Annotated in this window: 23 protein-coding genes; 16 read left to right on the plus strand and 7 right to left on the minus strand. The window is 35.7% G+C overall.

What is annotated here, in order from left to right; genetic code table 11:
- The first annotated feature begins 133 nt into the window (after positions 1–133).
- The 12 genes from nagE (at position 134) to MHB74_RS02610 (ending at position 15,183) form a co-directional block, all read left to right on the plus strand.
- The gene (gene nagE, locus MHB74_RS02555; RefSeq protein ID WP_061676733.1) at positions 134–1,627 is read left to right on the plus strand and encodes an N-acetylglucosamine-specific PTS transporter subunit IIBC; all 1,494 of its coding nucleotides are present in this window, start codon (positions 134–136) and stop codon (positions 1,625–1,627) included.
- 262 nt (positions 1,628–1,889) lie between these two features.
- Positions 1,890–3,131, plus strand: a complete 1,242-nt coding sequence (locus tag MHB74_RS02560; RefSeq protein WP_061676734.1) for a serine hydrolase domain-containing protein — start codon at positions 1,890–1,892, stop codon at positions 3,129–3,131.
- Positions 3,132–3,321: 190 nt separating this feature from the next.
- Positions 3,322–4,137, plus strand: a complete 816-nt coding sequence (locus MHB74_RS02565; protein ID WP_061676735.1) for a hypothetical protein — start codon at positions 3,322–3,324, stop codon at positions 4,135–4,137.
- 167 nt (positions 4,138–4,304) lie between these two features.
- Positions 4,305–4,706 carry a hypothetical protein gene (locus MHB74_RS02570; RefSeq protein ID WP_000335520.1) on the plus strand — a complete coding sequence of 134 codons (402 nt, stop codon included), beginning with the start codon at positions 4,305–4,307 and terminating at the stop codon, positions 4,704–4,706.
- Positions 4,707–4,722: 16 nt separating this feature from the next.
- Entirely contained in the window at positions 4,723–4,917 is a 195-nt protein-coding gene (locus MHB74_RS02575) for a hypothetical protein (protein ID WP_002166988.1), read from the plus strand.
- Positions 4,898–6,478 (plus strand): glycosyltransferase family 2 protein, encoded by a 1,581-nt coding sequence (locus MHB74_RS02580; RefSeq protein WP_179885526.1) that lies wholly within the window; start codon positions 4,898–4,900, stop codon positions 6,476–6,478. The genes MHB74_RS02575 and MHB74_RS02580 overlap by 20 nt, the downstream gene beginning before the upstream one ends.
- Positions 6,468–7,712: a nucleotide sugar dehydrogenase gene (locus MHB74_RS02585; protein ID WP_061676736.1), complete on the plus strand. Its 1,245-nt coding sequence runs from the start codon at positions 6,468–6,470 to the stop codon at positions 7,710–7,712. Before MHB74_RS02580 ends, MHB74_RS02585 begins: the two co-directional genes overlap by 11 nt.
- A complete protein-coding gene (locus MHB74_RS02590) occupies positions 7,709–8,674 on the plus strand; it encodes an NAD-dependent epimerase/dehydratase family protein (RefSeq protein ID WP_061676737.1) in 966 nt (321 codons plus the stop codon). The genes MHB74_RS02585 and MHB74_RS02590 overlap by 4 nt, the downstream gene beginning before the upstream one ends.
- A complete protein-coding gene (locus tag MHB74_RS02595) occupies positions 8,667–10,214 on the plus strand; it encodes a glycosyltransferase family 2 protein (protein WP_061676738.1) in 1,548 nt (515 codons plus the stop codon). The genes MHB74_RS02590 and MHB74_RS02595 overlap by 8 nt, the downstream gene beginning before the upstream one ends.
- A gap of 340 nt (positions 10,215–10,554) precedes the next feature.
- Complete coding sequence (gene pflB / locus MHB74_RS02600; protein WP_061676739.1) at positions 10,555–12,804, plus strand: formate C-acetyltransferase; 2,250 nt, start codon at positions 10,555–10,557, stop codon at positions 12,802–12,804.
- A 68-nt stretch (positions 12,805–12,872) separates the two neighbouring features.
- Positions 12,873–13,604: a pyruvate formate-lyase-activating protein gene (pflA, locus tag MHB74_RS02605; protein WP_061676740.1), complete on the plus strand. Its 732-nt coding sequence runs from the start codon at positions 12,873–12,875 to the stop codon at positions 13,602–13,604.
- A 412-nt stretch (positions 13,605–14,016) separates the two neighbouring features.
- The gene (locus MHB74_RS02610) at positions 14,017–15,183 is read left to right on the plus strand and encodes a diglucosyl diacylglycerol synthase (protein ID WP_061676741.1); all 1,167 of its coding nucleotides are present in this window, start codon (positions 14,017–14,019) and stop codon (positions 15,181–15,183) included.
- Positions 15,184–15,554: 371 nt separating this feature from the next.
- Here MHB74_RS02610 and MHB74_RS02615 read toward each other — a convergent pair whose 3' ends face one another.
- The 4 genes from MHB74_RS02615 to MHB74_RS02630 all read right to left on the minus strand — a co-directional run bounded on the left by MHB74_RS02615 (position 15,555) and on the right by MHB74_RS02630 (position 18,760).
- Complete coding sequence (locus tag MHB74_RS02615; RefSeq protein WP_000358484.1) at positions 15,555–15,674, minus strand: YfhE family protein; 120 nt, start codon at positions 15,672–15,674, stop codon at positions 15,555–15,557.
- Between the two features lie 110 nt (positions 15,675–15,784).
- Positions 15,785–16,342, minus strand: coding sequence for a GNAT family N-acetyltransferase (locus MHB74_RS02620; protein WP_000914737.1), 558 nt, complete (start codon positions 16,340–16,342; stop codon positions 15,785–15,787).
- A 241-nt stretch (positions 16,343–16,583) separates the two neighbouring features.
- Complete coding sequence (locus tag MHB74_RS02625; RefSeq protein ID WP_061676742.1) at positions 16,584–17,714, minus strand: amidohydrolase; 1,131 nt, start codon at positions 17,712–17,714, stop codon at positions 16,584–16,586.
- Between the two features lie 140 nt (positions 17,715–17,854).
- Positions 17,855–18,760 carry a TIGR01777 family oxidoreductase gene (locus tag MHB74_RS02630; protein ID WP_061676743.1) on the minus strand — a complete coding sequence of 302 codons (906 nt, stop codon included), beginning with the start codon at positions 18,758–18,760 and terminating at the stop codon, positions 17,855–17,857.
- 81 nt (positions 18,761–18,841) lie between these two features.
- On the opposite strand from MHB74_RS02630, the gene recX reads away from it, so the two are divergent.
- Together recX and MHB74_RS02640 are read left to right on the plus strand one after the other, a co-directional pair.
- Positions 18,842–19,660: a recombination regulator RecX gene (gene recX, locus MHB74_RS02635; protein WP_061676744.1), complete on the plus strand. Its 819-nt coding sequence runs from the start codon at positions 18,842–18,844 to the stop codon at positions 19,658–19,660.
- A 10-nt stretch (positions 19,661–19,670) separates the two neighbouring features.
- A complete protein-coding gene (locus MHB74_RS02640; protein WP_061676745.1) occupies positions 19,671–19,988 on the plus strand; it encodes a YfhH family protein in 318 nt (105 codons plus the stop codon).
- Between the two features lie 64 nt (positions 19,989–20,052).
- Here the strand turns inward: MHB74_RS02640 and MHB74_RS02645 are convergent, their stop codons facing one another.
- Positions 20,053–20,205, minus strand: coding sequence for a YpzG family protein (locus MHB74_RS02645; protein ID WP_000122093.1), 153 nt, complete (start codon positions 20,203–20,205; stop codon positions 20,053–20,055).
- A gap of 37 nt (positions 20,206–20,242) precedes the next feature.
- Positions 20,243–20,401: a small, acid-soluble spore protein K gene (locus MHB74_RS02650; RefSeq protein ID WP_000517891.1), complete on the minus strand. Its 159-nt coding sequence runs from the start codon at positions 20,399–20,401 to the stop codon at positions 20,243–20,245.
- A 122-nt stretch (positions 20,402–20,523) separates the two neighbouring features.
- Here MHB74_RS02650 and MHB74_RS02655 point away from each other — a divergent pair, with 122 nt between their 5' ends.
- A complete protein-coding gene (locus MHB74_RS02655) occupies positions 20,524–20,790 on the plus strand; it encodes a YfhJ family protein (RefSeq protein WP_061676746.1) in 267 nt (88 codons plus the stop codon).
- 24 nt (positions 20,791–20,814) lie between these two features.
- On the opposite strand, the gene MHB74_RS02660 is transcribed toward MHB74_RS02655, so the two are convergent.
- Positions 20,815–21,795: a metal-dependent hydrolase gene (locus MHB74_RS02660; RefSeq protein WP_061676747.1), complete on the minus strand. Its 981-nt coding sequence runs from the start codon at positions 21,793–21,795 to the stop codon at positions 20,815–20,817.
- 150 nt (positions 21,796–21,945) lie between these two features.
- Here MHB74_RS02660 and mutY point away from each other — a divergent pair, with 150 nt between their 5' ends.
- Positions 21,946–23,043 (plus strand): A/G-specific adenine glycosylase, encoded by a 1,098-nt coding sequence (mutY, locus tag MHB74_RS02665; RefSeq protein ID WP_061676748.1) that lies wholly within the window; start codon positions 21,946–21,948, stop codon positions 23,041–23,043.
- Positions 23,044–23,170: the final 127 nt, after the last annotated feature.

The raw sequence follows: 23,170 nt of genomic DNA on the forward strand, positions 1-23,170 counted from the left end.
TCCATAAAAAATTCGAAAATAAAAACTACACATCTATACAACTATATGTTATTATGGTTATGTAAATAGAAAGCGTTTTCTAAGGCGTACTTATAATGATAACGATTTCATAAATTTGATAGGGGGAATTAAAATGTTGCAGTTTCTACAACGTATTGGTAAAGCGTTAATGCTTCCAATCGCCGTACTACCAGCAGCAGGATTATTGCTTCGTTTAGGACAAGAAGACGTATTTAACATTCCTGTTATGGCACAGGCCGGTGCAGCAATTTTTGATAATTTAGCACTTATTTTTGCAATTGGTGTTGCAATCGGTTTGTCTATTGATGGTAGTGGAGCAGCTGGACTTGCCGGAGCAATCGGATATCTTGTTTTACAAAATACAACGAATGCTCTAAGTAAGACATATTCAGCAGCAGAGTTAAATGATAAATTAAAAAGTGTTCAAGATTTAGTCGGTTCAGTAGATCCAACTAAATTAGCAGATACAATGACAAAGGTTTCAAAAGCAGCGGCGTTAACGCCGAAAATTAATATGGCCATACTCGGTGGTATTATTGCAGGGGTTGTTGCTGGGTTACTATACAACAAATTCCATAAAATTAAACTACCAGAATGGTTAGGATTCTTTGCAGGAAAACGTTTCGTACCAATCATTACTTCAATCGTAATGCTTCTATTAGGATTAGTATTCGGTCAAATTTGGCCAACAATTCAAAGTGGTATTGATGCAGTAGCACATGGTATCGTGAACTTAGGTTCAATTGGTGCTGGTTTATTCGGATTATTAAACCGTTTATTAATTCCAATCGGTTTACACCACGTAATGAACACATACTTCTGGTTCGTACTTGGTGACTTTACAAATGCAGCTGGCGATATCGTTCATGGTGATATTGCACGCTTCTTTGCAAAAGATCCATCAGCAGGTATGTTTATGACTGGTTTCTTCCCAATTATGATGTTCGGTTTACCAGCGGCATGTTTCGCAATGATTGCAGCTGCTAAACCAGAAAAACGTAAAATGGTTACAGGTATGTTAGGTGGTCTAGCATTAACTTCATTCTTAACTGGTATTACAGAACCAATTGAATTCTCATTCATGTTCTTATCACCAGTATTATATGGAATTCATGCTGTATTAACAGGTCTGTCTCTATTCATTACAACAACACTCGGCATTCACGATGGTTTCTCATTTAGTGCCGGGGCAATCGATTACTTCTTAAACTTCGGTATTGCAACAAAACCATTGTTACTAGCAGGTATCGGTTTAATTTACGCAGCAATTTACTTTGTAGTATTCTACTTCTTAATTAAGAAGTTCGACCTAAAAACTCCTGGTCGTGAAGACGAAGAGGAGCTAGCTGAAGGTGAAGAAGCTCCAGTTGCAGGTTCAATTGGTGAAACTTACGTAGCAGCTTTAGGTGGAAAAGAAAACTTAACAGTTATTGATAACTGTGCAACACGTCTACGCTTACAAGTGAAAGATGCTGGTCAAGTAAACGAAGCAGCATTAAAACGCGCTGGTGCAAAAGGTGTTATGAAATTAAGTAACACGAGTGTCCAAGTTATCGTAGGTACAAATGTTGAATCTGTTGCCGATGATATGAAAAAACACGTATAAATAATGAGATAAGAGGATATCCAAAAAGATTGATAACATCAATTTTTAGGGGATATCCTCTTTTTTATATTAAAATTTTAACAGCAATCTTACTTTTGTAAATTTTCTTTTTCTTTTTTATACATATAGGTTGGTAATATGTGCAGTGCGTGATAAAGTAGGGATGACGTCGAATGGAATGTCGAAAATCTATGAAAAAGATCCGAAATGAATCTTGTGTAGTGGAATTAAATTATCGGTAAATAAGGGGAAAAAAGCAATCATGGATCAGGAAAAAATTAATGCGAATGGGAAAGCACGTCGGCCGATTGTATACATAAAAAGAACAATCATTCTCGTCTTACTATTTTCAGTTGTATATTTCATGTATACAAAAATTGTTGCAGATAATAAGAAAGAAGAAACTTTAAAAGCAGCAGCAGAAATGAAGAAACAAGAAGAGCTAAAAAAGAAAGAAGAAAAAAAGAAGCAAGAAGCACAAAAACAAAAAGAGCAGGAAGAACAAGTGAAGCAAGCGCAAGCTGTGGAGAAGCCTGCCGAGGGACCACCTCAAGAAATTAATGAAAACGCTCAATTAGATCAATATTTACAAAACGCAGGATTTAGCGGGACAGCTGTTATTGTGAAGAACGGAAAAGTTCTTTTGAATAAAGGATACGGTATGGCGAACAAAGAGAAACAAGTACCGAATAATTCAGAGACAACTTTTTATATTGGATCTATTTCAAAGGCGTTTGTAGCAACTGCTATTATGCAATTAAAAGATCAAAATAAGTTGAACGTAGAGGATACGGTTGCAAAGTATATTCCAGATTTCCCTCAAGGTAATGGTATTCAGTTAAAACATTTACTAACACATACATCAGGAATTCCAGAGTATGAGCAGGGAACAGAGGATATTTCTCATGAAGAATTGATAAAACGAATAGGAAAGCAAAAGCGTATTGGGAGTCCAGGAGAGAAATGGAAGTATTCTGATTCGAACTATTCGATACTGGCCTACATCGCTGAGAAGGTAAGTGGACAACCGTTAGAAGAGTATATTAAACAACATATTTTTGCTACTGCGGGTATGAAGCAGTCTGGTTTCGGCAAAGCGCTAGAGCAAACAAGATTTCCATCGACAGGTTATAAAATAGTAAATAACAATATGACAACACCTAATATTCCAAGTATGTCACAACTATATGGTTGTGGTGATATATATACAAGTGCACATGATTTATATTTATTTAATGAAGCACTCTTCTCTGGAAAGTTAATTTCAAAAGAGAGTTATGATCAAATGTTTACAGCCGTGAAAAAGGATTACGGATTTGGTTGGTATGTAGACCCAGGAAGTTATTCGAATCACGGTGTAATGCCAGGATGGAATTGTTTGAATGGATTTAGTAAAAACGGAAGTGTGTATGTCGTTTTATTATCTAACATTCAAAACAACATTAAATCATTTGGTAAAGTGAATAACGACATTTACACGATGTTGCGAAATGTTGAAGTGTAAGAGACTATCCTTTTGGATGGTCTTTTTTTATTGAGGACGTGTATGTGCAATGAGATAATGAAATAAAGTGAAACTTTAATCAGTGGGGGTATTCTTCATCCCTCACCTAACTTCTTTGCTTTCGCTGAATTTTGAAGTGGGGGTCTTACTGCCCGGCGAATAGCGGGATAAATGGAAAAGGGGGAGGGATATGGGTATACATAAGCATCACGCACGTAACGCGAAACGCATTTTTTTTGTAGCTGTCATCGTATGGATTATTGTCGCAATTGGATTAGTAATGGAATATAAAAAAGGGATGCTATTCACTTCGGAGAAAGAAAATCTAAAATTAATAGGTGTTGTACTACCAGCATTTGGATTATTAATATATAGCTTTATAGAAAAAAGAAGATCGAAAATGCTTAAGCAGGAAATTTATAATATAGAGGCTTCTGAATTATTAGAGCAACGAAAATTTGTTGTTCGCAAAGAGGTAGGGATATTTCAAGTAATAACATACTTTGGGTTAGATGGCAGTGCAGTAGGGTTTTTAAAAGAAGAGTATGATTTTGTTATGCAACGTGTATGGCAAGCTGTACTTTCTTTTTTTGTTAAGGGACTACATAAGCAACAATTTTATTTATATAATCACTCGGGAGAAAGATTGTTGCGTGTTCAAAAGAAGATGGGAGTACGCCATTTCTATATTTTTTCCGATGTAGAGGGAAAGAAAATTGGAGAATTGAAACAAGTACTAAGTTTAACAAAGTGGGAATGGATTTTTTTAGGGTTGGATGGTAAAGAATATGCTAAAGTGATTGGGGACCTTTCAGCAACAATGCAGAAAATAGACTGGCGAGATGGAACGCATATTGATGTGAAAGAGGATGGTATTCCGTTAGAAGCTGTTAAGTATTTTTCAGCAAGCGGTGGTTCACTTGTTACAGCTTCTATAAGTGAACAGGCAGAATTGCCACGAGCGGTTTATTACAGTATCTCTGCCATAATTACAATTAAAAATTAAAATATATATAAAGATAGATGGGATACCATCTATCTTTTTTTGTGTTTAGAACATATTGTTTCGTTGAAAAATGTATGTCTTACCTATCACAAAAAAAGCCTGCTTTGTATACATTAAGATGTATAGATGTATTTTGTATACTTTAAAAATAATAGGAGGAGAAGTGTATGTGTCTGTTCGGTAAGTATTGGAAAAAGTTATCGAGATTGTTTAATAGGCAATTGGATTATTTTTTAGATAATAAGTTATTACCTGCTGTGGAAAGACTGTTATTTTCGCAAAACTTTGCAAGGTTTATTCAAAGAAACTCTAAGCAAGCTACGGAAGAATTTATTGAATCAAGTAGATTTCAATCTATTATTTGTAACATTTTAAAAGAATGTAATACATCACCTTTTAAAGAAATTGCAGAGCAGTATTTGGGTAAAAACGTAGAAATTACTGTAACGGTTGGACAGTTAACGGGTGTGATTGTAGCAGTTGGTGATGATTTCTTAACACTACAAGAAGGAATAGGAACGGAAGTTTTATTACCATTTACAAGTATTATATCAATTAAAGAGGCGTAAGAAAGGAGACTTATATATGTTATTTACTGATGAATTACGTAATCATGTTGGTGAGTTAGTGCAAGTTGTGACAGCGGTCGAAATTGTTGCAGGTATTCTGTTATCTGTGACAGACGGGGCAGTAAGTGTTCGTACTTCTCCTTCTTATGGACCACCGGAAGATGTAGTTGTACGTATCCCTATTATTTCTTATGTTCGCTTGGAAGGGTAAGCGTGATACAAGTATGAGAGTATCAGTTGTTATTCCAGTGCATAATGAAGCAAGTACTGTATCACAAGTTTTAGTAGAAGTAGAGAAATTGAAACCTTATGAAATTATCGTAGTAGATAATGGATCGACAGATGGGACAAAAGAAATAGCGTTACAACACCATTGCCGAGTAATTTATTATAAATATTCTCTTGGCAATGATGTTGGACGGGCGATTGGAGCAAGGGAAGCGAAGGGTGACATTGTTTTATTTTTAGACGGTGACATCGTTATTGATAATAAAGAATTGCAACGTTTCATAAAAGGAATTCAGCAAGGTCACCAAATTGTTGTGAATAATTTAACATGGTCCGTTTATTTAAAGATGAGGCCGCATTATACGACAGTTGGAAAGTTTATGTTGAATCGTTATTTGGATAAAAAAGAGCTTGTTGTTGGTTCTTTAATCGCAATTCCACATGCAATGAGTAGAGAAGTTATTCAGAAATTTGGTTGGTGGAATTTAGCCGATCCCGCACTGTTTCAAGCAATGGCGATGTCTAGAGGAGTAGATATTGTCGATATGGCTTCGGTCGATGTTATTCATACAAATAAAGTGCGCCCTGTTCATACTGGTACATCTCCCGGTTCGCCTTATCCGAAAGCGACTAGTCGTATTATGGGAGATCATTTACGTGCTTTGCAATACGTAATCGAAACCTATGGTAAGCGTGGTGGTTTTTCGGAAGGAACTAGGGATAGAGAGTTTGTAGGAAAGTATAAACCAGTTGTATTACAAAAGAAAAAAGCAAAATATAGTGCTATTATCCCTGTATCAGAAGAAAAAATGACCATAAGATCTGTTATACAAGAAGTAAAAAAAGCAGGAGTAGATGAAATTATAGTGGTTGCGAATGGAGCTGATATGGAGACAATTAAACAAGCAAAGTTAGAGCATGTTATCGTTATTGAATTTGAGGAAGCACTCGGACATAATGTGGCCCGAGCGATAGGAGCTATGCATGCCACGGCCGATATTTGTTTATTTGTCGACGGTGATTTTGTTATTCCGGGAAAAAAATTAATTCCATTTTTACATGCGATTGAAGATGGGCATGATGTGGCATTAAATGATTTACAGTGTTTATTAGATATGTTTCATCCGGCAGATCCAATTAGCATGGGAAAATATTTTGTGAATTTGGTAGCGAAACGACCAGATTTATGGAATAACTCATTAACGGCAGTACCACATGCTATGCATAAAAAGGTAATAGAGAAAATAGGATATGATTCTCTTATCATTCCGCCACTAGCTCAAATGAAAGCTATTTTGGAGGGATTCTCTATTACAGCGGTAGAGTTTGTAGATGTTATAAAAACAAATCGTGTACGTCCAGAGCAACATGGATTTGTAAATGGACGTATTCCAGCATTTGACCGTATTTTCGGTGACCAACTTGAGGCAATTGCATATTTATTGCAATCCACAGATGAACGCGGGAGTTTTACAGATGGAGAGCGGGATAGAAATATAATTCAACAATTGAGAAAGGAAGAAGAGAATACAGATGAATGTTAGTAGTACAGTTGCTATTATCGGATTAGGATATGTTGGCCTTCCTTTAGCAGTTCATTTTGCAGAGAGAGGACATACAGTAATTGGATTAGATAAAGATACTAGAAAAATAGAATCAATTATAAAAGGAGAAAGTTATATTCCAGATGTTTCTTCTAAATTGTTACAAAGTTTATTGGCTAAAAAAAAATTAATAGTAAATACACCGGATCAAGGTATTGCTGATTTTCAAAATAGTGATTATGTTATTGTCACTGTTCCGACTCCAATTAATGAAAAAAGAGAACCAGACTTAAGTGCCCTCATTTCAGCCTCGCATTATATACAACAACACCTTCAAAAAGGACAAACCTTCATTTTCGAAAGCTCCACATATCCAGGTACGCTCGAGGAAGTTATCATTCCGATTATTTCTCAAACAGGAAAAAAGGTAGGAGAAGATTTCTATATCGGATATTCCCCTGAGAGAATTGATCCGGCTAATAGTCACTATTCCGTTCAAACGATTCCAAAAGTTATTAGTGGACAAACAGAAAAGTGTAAACAAAAAGTACAGGAGTTATATAGCACTATATTTGATGTAGTTGTTCCAGTTAGTTCTCCGAAAGTAGCGGAAATGTGTAAGTTATTTGAAAATATTCAGCGTCTAGTCAATATTTCATTAGTAAATGAGTTAAACACACTATGTGAAAGTTTAGGAATTGATTTTTACGAGGCACTTGAAGCTGCATCTACAAAACCGTTTGGATTTACCCCATATTGGCCAGGGCCAGGGATAGGGGGACACTGCATTCCAGTAGACCCTTTATATTTTCAATGGAGAATAAAAAAGAATGGAGCAATTAGTCAATTAATTGAGGCGGCACATGTAATTAATGAAGAAATGCCAGAGAAAATAGTTCGGAAAGTAAAAGACATGGTGCAATCACCTGCATCAGTTTTAATTGTAGGAATTGCGTATAAGAAAGATGTAAATGACTTAAGAGAATCACCAGCGTTGCCAATTATTGAATTGTTAATACAAGAAGGATATGAGATAGAATATCATGATCCATATATTTCTTCTGCAAAATTTGGAGATAAGGTGTACCAATCTGTTTCTTTGGATGAACAAGTCATTAAACAAGCCGGTTGTATTTTAATTTTAACTGATCACTCTAATATCGATTGGAAGCTTTTTAAAGGAATGAAGCGAGTAATAGATACACGTGGAATTGTAAAGAAGGTGAGTGTATGAGTAAGAAATGTTTAATTACAGGTGGAGCAGGATTCATTGGATCGCATTTAGCTGAAGAATTGGTGAAAAGAGGTTATGGGGTCACAATCGTTGATAACTTCTATAAAGGAAAAAATAAATATCATGATGAGTTAATGAAAGAAATTCGGGTTATTCCAATAAGCATTTTAGATAAAAGCTCAATTTATGAATTAGTAAATCAACATGATGTAGTGTTTCATTTAGCAGCAATTTTAGGTGTGAAAACGACAATGGAAAAGAGTATAGAGCTGATTGAAACGAATTTTGATGGAACGAGAAACATTTTACAAGCAGCGCTAAAAGAAAAGAAGAAAGTAGTCTTTGCGTCTACTTCAGAAGTATATGGTAAAGCAAAACCACCCTTCTCTGAAGAGGGGGATCGATTATACGGGGCGACTTCTAAAATACGTTGGAGTTATGCAATTTGTAAAACATTAGAAGAAACATTATGTTTAGGATACGCTTTAGAAGGTTTACCTGTAACGATTGTTCGTTATTTTAATATTTATGGTCCAAGAGCGAAAGATGGTCCGTATGCAGGGGTAATCCCACGATTTATCAGTGCGGCTCTGCAAGGAGAAGACATTCTCGTATATGGAGATGGAAAGCAGACACGTTGCTTTACGTATGTAAGTGATGCCGTAGAGGCAACGATTCGGGCAATGGATGAGAAGGTAAATGGTGAGATTATTAATATAGGTTCTGAGAATGAAAAGAGTATAAAACAAGTAGCAGAAGTAATTAAAAAGCTAACGAAATCTTCTTCAAGGATTGTCCAAGTTCCTTTCGAAGAGGTATATCCACATGGCTTTGAAGAAATTCCAAATAGAAGACCAGATGTAACGAAATTAAAAGAACTTGTGCAGTTTGAAGCGATAGTAACGTGGGAACAAGGATTGAAAGAAACTATTAAATGGTTTCGTGAAGAAAACAATGGCTAAGTCGCTATCAATTATTATACCTGTATGTAATGAAGCGGATACGATTTCAGACGTTATTCAATCGGTAAAAGGATTAAATCCAGTAGAGATTATTGTAGTAGCAAACGGTTGTAACGATGGTACAGAAGAGGTTGCCAGTCGTTTAGGGTGTAAAGTAATTGAGTATACAGAGCTACTCGGGAACGATGTTGGACGTGCAGTCGGCGCAAAACACGCGATAGGTGATGTACTACTATTTATAGATGGAGATTTTGCTATTCAAACTTCAAAATTACAATTATTCCTGAATCCAATTTTACATGATCAGGCCGACATCGTTTTAAATAATTTGGACGCACTATTTTTAAAGAAACAAAAACCGCACTCCGTGACAGTATGGCGCCAAATATTAAATGCAATGTTAGAGCGTGAAGAGTTAAAAATTGATTCTTTATTATCTGTACCTCATGCGTTGACGAAAGAAGTTGTTCAAAGCATTGGATATGAATGTTTTGTGAATCCTATTGTAGCTCATTTACGCTTAGCACAAAGCAAATGGAGAATTAGTCGTCATTGTGCAATAGATGTTATTACGCCAAATAAATTTCGGCCAACCGAGCATGCTGCGTATGGCACGGGTCTTTCTCAATCTGAAAAACGGATGATAGGTGACCATATAGAAGCTGTAGCGGAGCGAATAGCAGGCAGTGATGAGCGCGGAGGGTATTATGATGGAAATAGGAAAAGAGAGTGTGTTTATCATACTTTAAGTTTCGAAGATTTTTATCAAGGATGGGGCGTCACATCTAAGTTGTATAAAGGAAAGCAATTATCGGTCATTATTCCTGTACAAGATGAAGAGAAAACAATTGGAAACGTTATAGAAGAGCTCCGCAAAATTGAACCTTTTGAAATTATCGTTGTTGTAAATGGTTCGTCTGATCAAACAGCAACGATTGCAAAAGACAAGGGAGCAACAACAATTGTATATAAAGAAGCACTTGGAAATGATGTGGGGCGTTCACTTGGAACTTATTTTGCAAAAGGGGAAATTGTATTATTTATAGACGGTGACTTTGTTATTCCAGCTAGGGAATTATATCCTTTCGCAAAAGCTATTGCAGATGGAATGGATGTCGCCTTAAATGATCTAAATCATTATTTAGATTTAAGAGTACCGCTTCATCTTGTAACTGCATTTAAATATGCATTAAATTTAGCTTGTGATAGAAAAGATCTAGGAGTAGGCTCTCTTATCGCTGTACCGAATGCGTTTAGTCGTAAGTGTTTGAAAGAAATCGGATATAGATCTTTACTTTCACCTTGTGTAGCTCAAGTGAAAGCTATTCTGTCGGGATTCGAGATTGCATGTGTAAGTCGTGTAGAGGTTGATAAGATGAACCGCATTCGTCCCAGTGAACATTTTGCAAAAATAGGTCACCCTCCAGCCGTCTTGCGAATTATAGGTGATCATATAGAAGGATTAGAGCAATTAATTGTATTAGAAGGTAGTCGTGGTGGATTCTATGATGGGAATAGAAAAAGAGATGTTTTAGAGTAGTAACAAAAAAAGTGTACAACATATGTACACTTTTTTGTTCTGTTATAAAAACTATAACAGATTAGGAGATAAGAGTATTACAGCTCTACAATGGGTATTGTTTTTTATATTACAAAATAGGACTCGTATATAAGGATACCAAAAAAATACAATTAAGGAAAGGGTTAATTATAAAGACTTTTAAGTGAAGTTAACACTATGCATATAGTAGATTGCTCAATATTTCACAAACATGTCACAACTATTTCGTTCACTTTCGCCAAAAAGTAGTATTCTAAGTGTGTAAGCTGTTATATAAAAAATCTTAGTCCTGTACTAATCAAAAATGGAGGAGATTAGGATGACTCAAGTATTAGAAAATGTTAAAAACGCATGGGAAAACTTTAAAGGTGAAAAATGGAAAGCAGAGATTGATGTTCGCGATTTCATTTTAAATAATGTAAACGTTTTCGAAGGAGATGAATCTTTCTTAGCGGGAGCAACTGAAGCAACGAAACAACTTTGGGATCAAGTAATGGATTTAACAACGAAAGAACGTGAAAACGGTGGCGTTCTTGATATGGATACAAAAATTGTTTCTTCTATTACATCACATGAACCAGGATATTTAAATAAAGATATTGAAAAAGTAGTCGGTTTCCAAACTGAAAAACCATTTAAACGTTCTTTACAGCCATATGGTGGTATTCGTATGGCGGAACAAGCTTGTGAATCTTATGGATACGAAATGGATAAAGAACTTAGTCGTATTTTCAGAGATTGGAGAAAAACGCATAATCAAGGTGTATTTGATGCATACACACCAGAAATGAAAGCGGCTCGTAGATCAGGTGTAATTACTGGTCTTCCAGATGCATACGGACGTGGACGTATTATCGGTGACTACCGACGCGTAGCATTATATGGTATTGATCATTTAATTGAAGTGAAAAAAGCTGATTTGAATTTAACTGGCGGTGTAATGAGCGAAGATACAATGCGTTTACGCGAAGAGTTATCTGAGCAAATGCGTGCCCTTCAAGAGTTAAAACAAATGGCTGCTTCTCATGGCTTTGATATTTCTAAGCCTGCAACAAATACACAAGAAGCATTCCAATGGTTATACTTCGCATATCTTGCAGCAATTAAAGAGCAAAACGGAGCTGCGATGAGTCTTGGACGTACTTCTACATTCTTAGATATTTATATTGAAAGAGATTTAGCAAATGGTACTTTAACAGAAGAAGAAGTACAAGAAATTGTGGATCACTTCATTATGAAATTACGTCTTGTGAAATTTGCAAGAACACCTGATTATAATGAATTATTCTCTGGTGACCCAACTTGGGTAACTGAGTCTATCGGTGGTATGGCATTAGATGGTCGTCCTTTAGTAACAAAGAACTCATTCCGTTTCTTGCATACATTAGATAATTTAGGACCAGCTCCAGAGCCAAACTTAACAGTTCTTTGGTCTAAACAATTACCACAGAACTTTAAAAACTACTGTGCGAAAATGTCTATTAAAACATCAGCAATTCAATATGAAAATGATGACATTATGCGTGCTGACTACGGCGATGATTACGGAATTGCTTGTTGTGTATCTGCAATGAGAATTGGTAAACAAATGCAGTTCTTCGGCGCACGTGCAAACTTAGCAAAAGCATTATTATATGCGATTAACGGTGGTAAAGATGAAAAATCTAAAGCACAAGTTGGTCCTGAGTACGCACCAATTACTTCTGAAGTATTAGATTATGAAGAAGTTATGCATAAGTTTGATATGACAATGGAATGGTTAGCGGGTCTATACTTAAACACATTAAATGTTATTCATTACATGCACGATAAATATAGCTACGAACGTATTGAAATGGCACTTCATGATACAAATGTTCTTCGTACAATGGCAACAGGTATCGCGGGTCTATCTGTAGTAGCAGACTCTTTAAGTGCAATTAAACACGCAAAAGTAAAACCAATTCGTGATGAAAACGGAATTGCAGTTGACTTTGAAATCGAAGGAGATTTCCCTAAATACGGTAACAATGATGATCGTGTAGATGAAATCGCTGTAAATCTTGTAAAAACATTTATGAATAAACTTCGTAAACATAAAACATACAGAAATTCTGTTCATACAATGTCGATCTTAACAATCACATCTAACGTTGTATACGGTAAGAAAACTGGTAACACTCCAGATGGTCGCCGTACTGGAGAACCATTTGCACCAGGTGCAAACCCAATGCATGGCCGTGATACAAAAGGTGCATTAGCTTCATTATTATCTGTAGCTAAATTACCATATGAAGATGCACAAGATGGTATTTCTAATACATTCTCTATTATTCCAAAAGCACTTGGTAAAGAAGATGATGTACAAGTACGTAACTTAGTATCAATGCTTGATGGTTATGCAGTAAAAGAAGGTCATCACTTAAATATTAACGTATTTAATCGTGAAACATTAATGGATGCAATGGAACATCCTGAAAAATATCCACAATTAACAATTCGCGTATCTGGTTACGCTGTAAACTTTATTAAATTAACTCGTGAACAACAAATCGATGTAATTAACCGCACAATGCATGAAAGTATGTAAGTGAAAAAGTGTCCCTCTGCTTTATATAAATAGCAGAGGGAGGCTGCTTCAATAAAGGAGGAAGTAACATGGTAAAAGGAAGAATTCATTCTGTAGAGTCTTGTGGTACTGTCGATGGCCCAGGAATTCGTTATGTCATATTTACACAAGGGTGTTTATTACGTTGTCAATATTGTCATAATGCTGATACGTGGGAGATTGGTAAAGGAAACGAAATAACAGTTGAAGAAGTAATGCAGGATGTGACATGTTACCTTCCGTTTATTGAAGCTTCTGGAGGCGGTATAACAGTTAGTGGTGGTGAACCATTATTACAGCTAGATTTCTTAATTGAATTATTTAAGAAATGTAAGAAAGCTGGAATTCATACAACAATTGACTCTTCGGGTGGTTGTTATTCTGAAGAACCAGAATTCCAAAATAAGCTAGATATTTTAATGGATTACACAGATTTAGTTTTATTGGATTTGAAACATATTGATTCAAAGAAACATCGTAAATTAACAGGAAAACCAAATGAACATATTTTACAATTTGCTCGTTATTTATCGGATAAAAATAAACCGATTTGGGTACGACACGTATTAGTTCCTGGTATTACGGATAATGAAGAGGATCTACAAAAATTATCTAGCTTTATTCAAAGTCTGTCTAATGTTCAGAAAGTCGAAGTGCTACCGTACCATAAGCTTGGTGTATATAAATGGGAGGCACTTGGACATAAGTATCCACTTGCGAATGTAGAACCACCTACTGAAAAAAATGTAGAACAAGCAAGACATATTTTACAAGCAGTCTAATCCAAATATTGGGTTAGGCTTTTTGCTTTCTTCACAATAAAACCTAGAGTATGTATATGGAAAAGAGTATACTGAAAATAGAATATCCATATTTTTGTAAGGAATAAGTGGAGAAATTTACATAATTGTAAAGGGAAATCAAAATAGTAAAAAGAATTAAGAAGTAAAAGAGTGAGTATCATGGAATAGAGAACATTTGTAAGTTATTGCGAAAGCTCTTATAGGAAAGTATAATGTAAAGATATGAGCACAGATAGGATTAAGGGGTCAATCTTATATGCTTTGCATATCCACGACAGGTACATAGCTGAAAGAGAAGTATTAGAATCTGTTTATGTAATTTTTAAGGAAAATGTTTTTCCTATTGTCGTATATGCAATATGGAGAAACAATAAGCTAGGAGTGGATTTGTTTGATAAAAAACCCCAAGGTTTTAATATTAACTGCACATTACGGTAATGGTCATGTGCAAGTAGCGAAAACATTAGAACAAACATTTCGCCAAAAAGGAATTGAAGATGTAATTGTATGTGATTTGTTCGGAGAATCACATCCAGTTATAACCGATATTACAAAATATTTATATTTGAAAAGTTATACAATAGGAAAAGAATTATACCGCTTGTTTTATTACGGCGTAGAAAAAATTTATGATAAAAAAATAGCATCTTGGTATGCGAACTTTGGAAGAAAACGTTTGAAATTACTTTTACAAGCAGAGAAACCGGATATTGTTATTAATACTTTTCCGATCATAGCTGTACCAGAGTTGAAAAAGCAAACAGGTATTTCAATTCCTGTGTATAACGTATTAACGGATTTTTGTGTGCACAAAATATGGATTCATCGGGAAGTAGATCGTTATTTTGTAGCAACTGATCACGTGAAAAAAGTTATGGTTGATATCGGTGTGCCTGCGGAGCAAATTGTTGAAACTGGAATTCCGATTCGTAGTAGTTTTGAACTAAAGATCAATCCAGACATTATATATAATAAATATCAGTTATGTAAGAATAAAAAGATTTTACTAATTGTAGCAGGTGCTCATGGGGTATTAGGAAGTGTAAAAGAACTATGCCAATCCTTTATGTCAGTACCTGATTTACAAGTAGTTGTCGTTTGTGGGAAAAATGAAGCGTTAAAACAGGATTTATTAGGGTTACAGGAAAAGAATCCTGATGCATTAAAAGTATTTGGTTATGTAGAAAATATTGATGAATTATTCCGTGTTACTTCTTGTATGATTACGAAGCCAGGCGGTATTACGTTAAGTGAAGCGGCAGCATTGCAAGTACCTGTCATTTTATATAAGCCTGTTCCAGGACAAGAAAATGAAAATGCGATGTACTTTGAAAGAAAAGGAGCTGCAGTTGTCATTCGTGAGGATAGTGAGGTTTTTGCAAAGACAGAGGCATTATTACAAGATGATATGAAGCTTCTTCAAATGAAAGAAGCGATGAAAAGCATTTATCGTCCGGAGCCAGCTGGTCATATTGTGGATACAATTTTGGCAGAAAATCATGTAGAACCGAATCATATACCTATTAAATCACCTGCTCTTGCACAATTATTTACTTAATATGAAACCCTCTTTTATATGTTTAAAGAGGGTTCTTTGTTGTTTTATACGATAAAGTATTAACTTATCCACATGAAGATTACGCTTTCATTAAACAGTAAAGTCGAAATATTAACAACTATATCCACATTATCCACAATTTTTAGAAAAAATATCCACAATTCTAACATTTACTATGCGTTACAATATATAAACTTGTGAAGGGTTTGCGGAATTTATGCACAATTCTATATATTGTGTGGATAACGTTATCCACACAAAAAAAGTTCCTCATTTATAAGGAACCTTTTTTGTCTATTCTATCACGTAGAAAAAATATGTAATGAGAATGAATAATTAGGGGGGAAAACTTCTAATTATTCATTCTCACTTTAAATACTTTTCGAGCGATAACCCGCTGCGCGATCTGCTTTGCGAAATTCTCGTTGGTAGAGAACCTCTTGTGTACTAGATAATGTGTTTTTTGCTTTGTCACGTTTCTTTTTATCCATTACAAATCACCTCGTGTCCTAAAGTCACTATCTATCGTTTCCAAAGACATGGGGCGATATACTTATATGGCAAAATGTTAATGGTTAATTGTTTTTTCTAAAAATTTAGATTATGCTTCTTTTAATTGGTGAGCATCTTGGAACGTTGTATCTCGCATTGTAGCAAGTGTATATTGATCTTTTGGAATTTCATATAAGTTATATACTTCTTCATTTGCGTTAATTTCATCATAAACGGCTTTTCTTGTTTCGTTTGCTAGATTTACATATTGTAGTTTTTCGGCAGCTTTAATAGAACGAATATTTATTTTGCGGATACGCATAAAAATTGTTTCAATATCTAATTCATAGAAAAGTTCGCTAAAAAATGAATCTTTCGCCAATTTATTATAGCCTTTTCCATGATAGGGTTTGCCAAGCCATGTTCCGAGAAATCCGGCTTTTTCTTGCACATCAAATAAAGTAATTGTTCCGATAGGGTTACCCCATTCATCTAAAATTGTGCGTGAAATTAATTCCCCACGCTCTTCAGCTTCAATCGTTTGTTTTGTTAAAAATAAATACTCCTCATAAGAATAAGCCTTTTGACGCACAAAAGGGAAGACAGCTGGATCCACCATTAACTCGTATAGAACGTGGCTGTCGTGTAAGTCGCGTTTTTTCAACATACTAACTCCTCCTCACACGAGGGTAGCATGACGAAAAAGCACCCCACCCTCGAAATTTTTATATCAATCTTTAAAAAATTTCGGGGTGGGAATCGAACCCACTAGAACCAGTTTCTAACGCTGGTGGCGCACCATTTGCCTTCCCCATTCATCAATTTGAAAATGATAATCACGACACAAATTGATTATGGTTTCATTCAGTTTATAATCGTATAATACTTTATCTAGTCAAAAAAATAAACTAGTTTTTTTTATTTTTTTTGTAAATTATTTTTCCATCAATCATGGTTAGTACAGGCTTGGCTAAATAATGGAAAGGATGATGAGTCCATAACACGAGATCAGCGTCTTTTCCAACCTCAATGCTGCCAATTCTATCCTCTAAACGTAAATTTCGTGCTGGAAATATAGTGATTCCTTCTAGGGCAGTTTTTTCGTCTAATCCTTCTCTTACTGCGACAGCAGCACAAATATTTAAATATTGAATTGGTGTATAAGGGTGATCTGTTGTTATAGAAACTTCCACTCCATTTTTCGATAATATATGGTAAGTATCCCATGTTTTGTTTTTAAGTTCGATTTTAGAGCGGCGTGTAAGAGTGGGGCCAACTGAAACCTTCAAATTGTGTTTTGAAAGCTCTTCAACAATAAAGTGTCCTTCTGTACAATGTTCAATGCGTAAATCGAGGTTGAATTCTGTTGCAAAGCGTAGAGCTGAACTAATATCATCTGCTCGGTGAGCGTGGATACGTACAGGTATTTCGCGGCGTAATGCTTTTAAGATAGGCAGCATTCGAAAATCAGCTTCATGCCCGTAGTGCTGTGCTTCATAGAATGATTCCCGAAGTAATCCCATAATTCCCATACGTGTAATGGATTCTTTTGTTCCATTACTATGGACCTTTTTAGGATTTTCTCCAAAGGCAATCTTTAAGCCGGCAGGTTCTTGGATAATCATTTGATCAATACAAGTTCCAGCTGTTTTTATTACACAAGTAGTACCACCGATAATGTTTTGACTTCCTGGCATAACGTGAACAGTTGTGATTCCGTTTTGTACAGCATCTTGAAATGCAATATCAAAAGGGTGGATTCCGTCCAAAGAACGGATATGTGGTGTTGAAACTTCAGATGTTTCATTTGCATCATTGCCAGCCCAACCAGTACCTTCATCATAGAGACCAAGATGAGTATGAACATCAATAAATCCAGGTAAAAGATGAAGAGCGCGAGCGTCTATAACTGTCATATCTTGTGTAGGTTGAATGGAAGGTTTGACCTCGGCAATTCTTTCTCCTATAACGAGTACATCCCCTTGAAATTTTTGGGATGTAATAGGGTAGACAATGGCTTGTTTGAGCAATATTTTCATAGGTACCTCATTTCTGTTACTTTACAATATTAATGGAATTTAAGGGAAAGTAACTGAAAGGTTATTTGTGTAATAATGCTCCGGATTCTAGAACATGAAAGTTTTGAAAGGGGCCCCTGTAAAACTGTGTTTTAGAAGTACTACATTGTATGCGAAAGTATATTTTGTAATGCATGGTCTATTGCCGGAAATGTGTATGGATACCCATGTTTAATTGCTTTACTAGGTAATACGTGTTGTCCTTCTAGTACAAGTATACTCATCTCACCCAATAAAGCGTGAAGCATAAATGAAGGGACAGGTAACCAATGAGGTTTTTTCATTATAGTTGCAATGGTTTCTCCAAATTCCTTCATTCTTATAGGTAGGGGAGCTGTAATGTTAAAAGGTCCATCAATTTCTTCTTTGTGTATGATGAAATCAATAAGGTGAACGACATCGTCTATATGAATCCATGATAACCATTGGTTTCCAGATCCAATTGTACCTCCGATATAGAATTGATAAGGGAGTAGCATTTTGGGAAGAGCTCCTCCGTCTGCGCCTAATACAACTCCGAGTCTAGCGTAGATTGTTCGCATTCCGAGAGAACGAGCTTTAGATGCTTCTTGTTCCCATGAATATACTGTATTTGCTAAAAAGTCATTTCCAGGAATCTCATGCTGTTCTGTAAAAGACTCAGTTTCAGACGTTCCATAGTAGCCAATAGCACTTGCGTTAATAAATGTGTTTGGTTTTGTATTTAGTTTTTGCAATTGTTTAATGAGTCCTTTTGTTGTTTGAATTCTACTGTTTAAAATGGAGTCTTTTTGTTTCTTTGTCCATCTACTATTAATAGACTCTCCAGCTAGATTAATAACTACATCAATAGAAGAGAGGGGGAATGTTTGTAAATCTGGTGTCCATTGTACGTATTGAAGGTTAGGGTGGGAAGTTTCAATAGTTTTGTTTCGAGTAAGAATGTAAACATTATATCCTTTTTGAATAAAAAAAGTAGAAAGGTATTTACCGATAAAGCCGGTACCACCAGAAATTGCGATTCTCACAATTATTTCCTCCTCATTATATATATTCTTGAAAAGCAAAAACGTTCCTTGACTATGTTAAAATAATAGAGAGGTGAGAGTATGGCTGTCATTACAAAAATAGAAGTGCAAAAACGATCGAAAGAACGGTTTAATATTTATATTGATAAAGGTAAAGGTCAAGGTGAAGAGTACGGGTTTAGTGTGAATGAAGTAATCTTAATAAAACACGGATTACAAAAGGGCTTAGAAATTGATGAAATAGCGTTAGGAAATATTTTGTACAATGAAGAGGTACAAAAAGCATATTTACAAGCAGTCTCCTATTTATCCTATCAAATGAGAACGAAACAAGAAATAGAAGATTTTTTACGAAAAAAAGAAGTGGGACAGGCCATCATCTCTGAAGTCGTTTCGAAATTATTACATGACCGATATATTAATGATAAAGAGTACGCTGTTTTATATACGAGAACGCAAAGTAATGTGAATCGAAAAGGTCCCACTGTTATTAAAAGAGAGTTGTTAAATAAGGGTGTTCAGGATCTAATTATTACGCATAGTTTACAAGAATATCCGAAGGAAAAGCAAATTGAGAATGCTTTAATTCTTATAGAAAAGAAGAAAAGGTCTTATCAAAAGCACTCCTTTTTACAAATGAAGCTAAAGTTAGACGAAATGCTCGTTCGTAAAGGATATTCTAGAGATGTGATTCAAATTTGTTTGGAAGAATTGAAAGACGAAAAAGATGACGAACAGCAACAAGAAGCGTTACACTATCATGGGAATAAATATTATGAGAAATATAAGAAGTATGATGGATGGACATTCGAAAATAAGATGAAACAAGCGTTATATCGCAAAGGATTCTCTATTGATGAGATAGAGATATTTTTGCAGATGAAACGCGAAGAGGGATGAGGGGAATAAGATGAATATGCCAAAGCGCTACAGTGAAATGACGCCACATGAGCTAAGGGAAGAAATTGGCCTTTTGAAAGAGCAAGCGATAAAGGCTGAGCAGCTTGGAATTGTAAATGAGTTCGATGTATTAATGAGAAAGATGGCAATGGCTCGCGCTTATATGACTGACATAAATAAATTCCATATTGGTGAGACATATGAATTGGTAGAAGAACCTGGTATATTATTTAAAATTACGTATTTCAATGGGGTATTTGCTTGGGGATATAAGCAAAATGATAATGAAGAGATTGGAATACCGATTTCCTTATTGCAAGAAAAATGAAAACCAGAGAGCGAATATCTCTCTGGTTTTCATCTTTGGTAGGCGTTACAGGAGATAGGAGATTCTAAAATTGGCGCTTTTTACATTCATTCGCCAATATAATGAGAGACTGGGTTTGTTGCGTCTGTCCGTTAACTTGCGCTTTCGCATGTTTCGGACGAGTCCACGTATGGTTAAATAATTCAGAACGACTATCTAAGCGATCACGGTAGCTCATCTTTATCACCTCGTGTAGGAAGTTAATTTAATTTGTACTACTCTTCCTGCTGATTTGCAGCACGCATACGTTCTTGTGGGTGCGTGTTAATTGTGCCGTTAGGTCGTTTCGAAGCGAAGCGTGATTTCGCTTTCGGCTGACCGTCGATTTTGCTGTTGTTTTTTGACTCAGACCAAAATTCGGCTTGTTTACCCATTGCGAACGCCCTCCTCATCATCAGTTGATACCTCTTTAAGAAGTATCAATTATAGAATGTGCAAAATAGAAGAAACTATCCTTTAGAAATGAAGGGATAATTAGGTAAAAGGAGATTAGAACATGAATGATATGTATGAAGTATTAACGAAAGAATTATTAGACAAAAATGACAATCTTTCTTACGCGCAGGCCCGTGCGTGGGTTGAATTACTGTGGGAAGATTTTCAAACAACTTATGCGAAGTCAGGTCGTTATCAAGGAGAAGAAATGACTGAACAAGTGGTAAGAACATGGATTAATAATCATGGAGCGCGTCTTCATGAAATGCGTACAAATAATCCGAAATATAGCCATTTAATCAATCAAGAAGATCATTTGAAACATTAAAAAAAGCGACTTAAGTCGCTTTTTTTAATGTGGAAGTAACTCCAGCTTTTTTCGGAGTTTTTCTTCACTAAAAATCCATCCTGTATAGGAACTAATAATATTTAAATTATGATCGAGTTGAACGATTGCAACGAATGGATAATAATCTTTACTGCGATATCGCAAATCAATGAATCGAACTTCGTAATAATGATCATAATCGAAAACGTCCCAGCGATACACAGGGGAGAAAGATAGAAATGCTGAGATGTTTTCATCTTGTTTCGCTGCGCGCATAATAGCGTTATCTGGGAATGGTACCCGGTCGAACTTATCATAGACCATGATGTTACCACGATGCCATCTAGCAACGTAGTAATAATCAGTTGTAACGATTGCTAAATGATAATGATAAAATCTGTAAGAAGGGGAAATGATTATCTTCTCAACGTTATTGAAACGTTTATATACGACGCTACGTATGTTTCTATGCATCATAATCCGTCCGATATAGTAAACGATCATCAATATATACGCTGCTAAGGCAGTATACCCTTTATGGGAACCTACGAGCATACATGCAATAGCGAGTAGATGAATAAAGAAAATGACGGTATCGAATGTATTAATGATACCGAGTGCTACCCATTTTTTTGTGAAGGGTCGTAATGCCTGTGTACCGTAGGCATTAAAAATATCTACAAAGACATGAAGAAAGACAGCAATAAATGACCAAAGTAGTAGGTGCAAATATGGGGCGTCTAAAAAGAAGGCGAAAGAGATGCCACTTATAAGGAATGACCAAAGAATCACTGCAGGAATGGAATGAGTAATCCCGCGATGATTTCTTATATATTTAGCGTTATTACGCAATTTTAAAACTGTATCGATGTCAGGAATATTGGAACCGGCAATTGTAGCAAGCATAACTGCTTGTGGTCCAATATCACTTTGTGCTATGGCTGGATCTAACGTTGCCAAACTGCCTAGAGTAACGCCCATAACAAGGTGAGTGGCTGTGTCCATAGAAATACACCTCCGTTTTTTTATTAATGTAACTCTTTTTATTCGATACCTCAAGTCCTTTGCCTTCTATTTCCTATGTCATCTTACTTAAATTTTTTCCTAAAATCTTTATAATAGTACTTATATGCAAAAAAATGAGGGGGATCAAGTTTGACACTTGAAATATTAAATAATTTTAACATAGAGCAGTTTCAAAATGATTTAATTGGTTGGTTTGAAAAAGAGCAACGCGACTTACCGTGGCGTAAAAATAAAGATCCATACCGCGTCTGGGTTTCAGAAATTATGTTGCAGCAAACAAGGGTAGAAGCTGTAAAACCATATTACGCGAATTTTATGGGGAAGTTTCCTACTCTAGAAGCTTTGGCAAACGCTGATGATGAAGAAGTGTTAAAAGCGTGGGAAGGTTTAGGGTATTATTCTAGAGCACGAAATTTACATGCGGCCGTAAAAGAAGTAAAAGAAGTATACGGCGGGATTGTACCGAGTGATGTAAAGAAGATCGAAAAATTAAAAGGAGTCGGTCCCTATACAAAAGGTGCTATTTTAAGTATCGCATATGGTATACCAGAGCCGGCAGTTGACGGAAATGTTATGCGTGTATTATCCCGTATTTTATCAGTATGGGATGACATTGCAAAACCGAAAACTAGAAAAGTGTTTGAAGAGATTGTACGTGAAATTATTTCGGCTGAAAATCCATCTTATTTTAATCAAGGTTTGATGGAATTAGGTGCACTAATTTGTATTCCAAAAAATCCATCTTGCTTACTTTGTCCTGTACGTGAGCATTGCCGAGGATATGCTGAAGGCGTTCAAAAGGAGTTACCAGTAAAAAGTAAAGCGAAGGCTCCGACAATGGTACCGATTGTTGCAGGGGTACTTCAAACGGAAGATGGTCGTTACGTCATTAATAAACGTCCAAGTACCGGGTTATTAGCTAACATGTGGGAGTTTCCAAATGCTGAACTTGGCGAAGGGATTCGGAACCAGAAAGAGCAGCTTACAGATTATATGAAAGAAAAATTTGAGCTCTCGATTTCTATTGAAGAATACGCAATGAATGTGCAACATACGTTTACACATCGTACTTGGGACATATTTGTATTTTACGGAAAAGTAACCGGTGATATTGTTGAAACAGATACATTGAAATTTGTATCGAAAGAAGCATTTGAGCAGTTACCTTTCTCGAAATCGCATCGTACAATTTATGAGAATTGCGTTGAGAAAATTACGATGCAATAAAGTGAAACTTTAATCAGTGGGAGTTTTCTTCATCCCACACTGATTATCAGCCCTCACTAATCGGACTTTAATGGGCAGCCCGACCCCCACCTAAATTCTTTGCTTTCGCTGCATTTTGAGGTGGGGG

It is taken from the genome of Bacillus sp. FSL K6-0069 (assembly GCF_038007785.1).
GTDB lineage: Bacteria > Bacillota > Bacilli > Bacillales > Bacillaceae_G > Bacillus_A > Bacillus_A mobilis.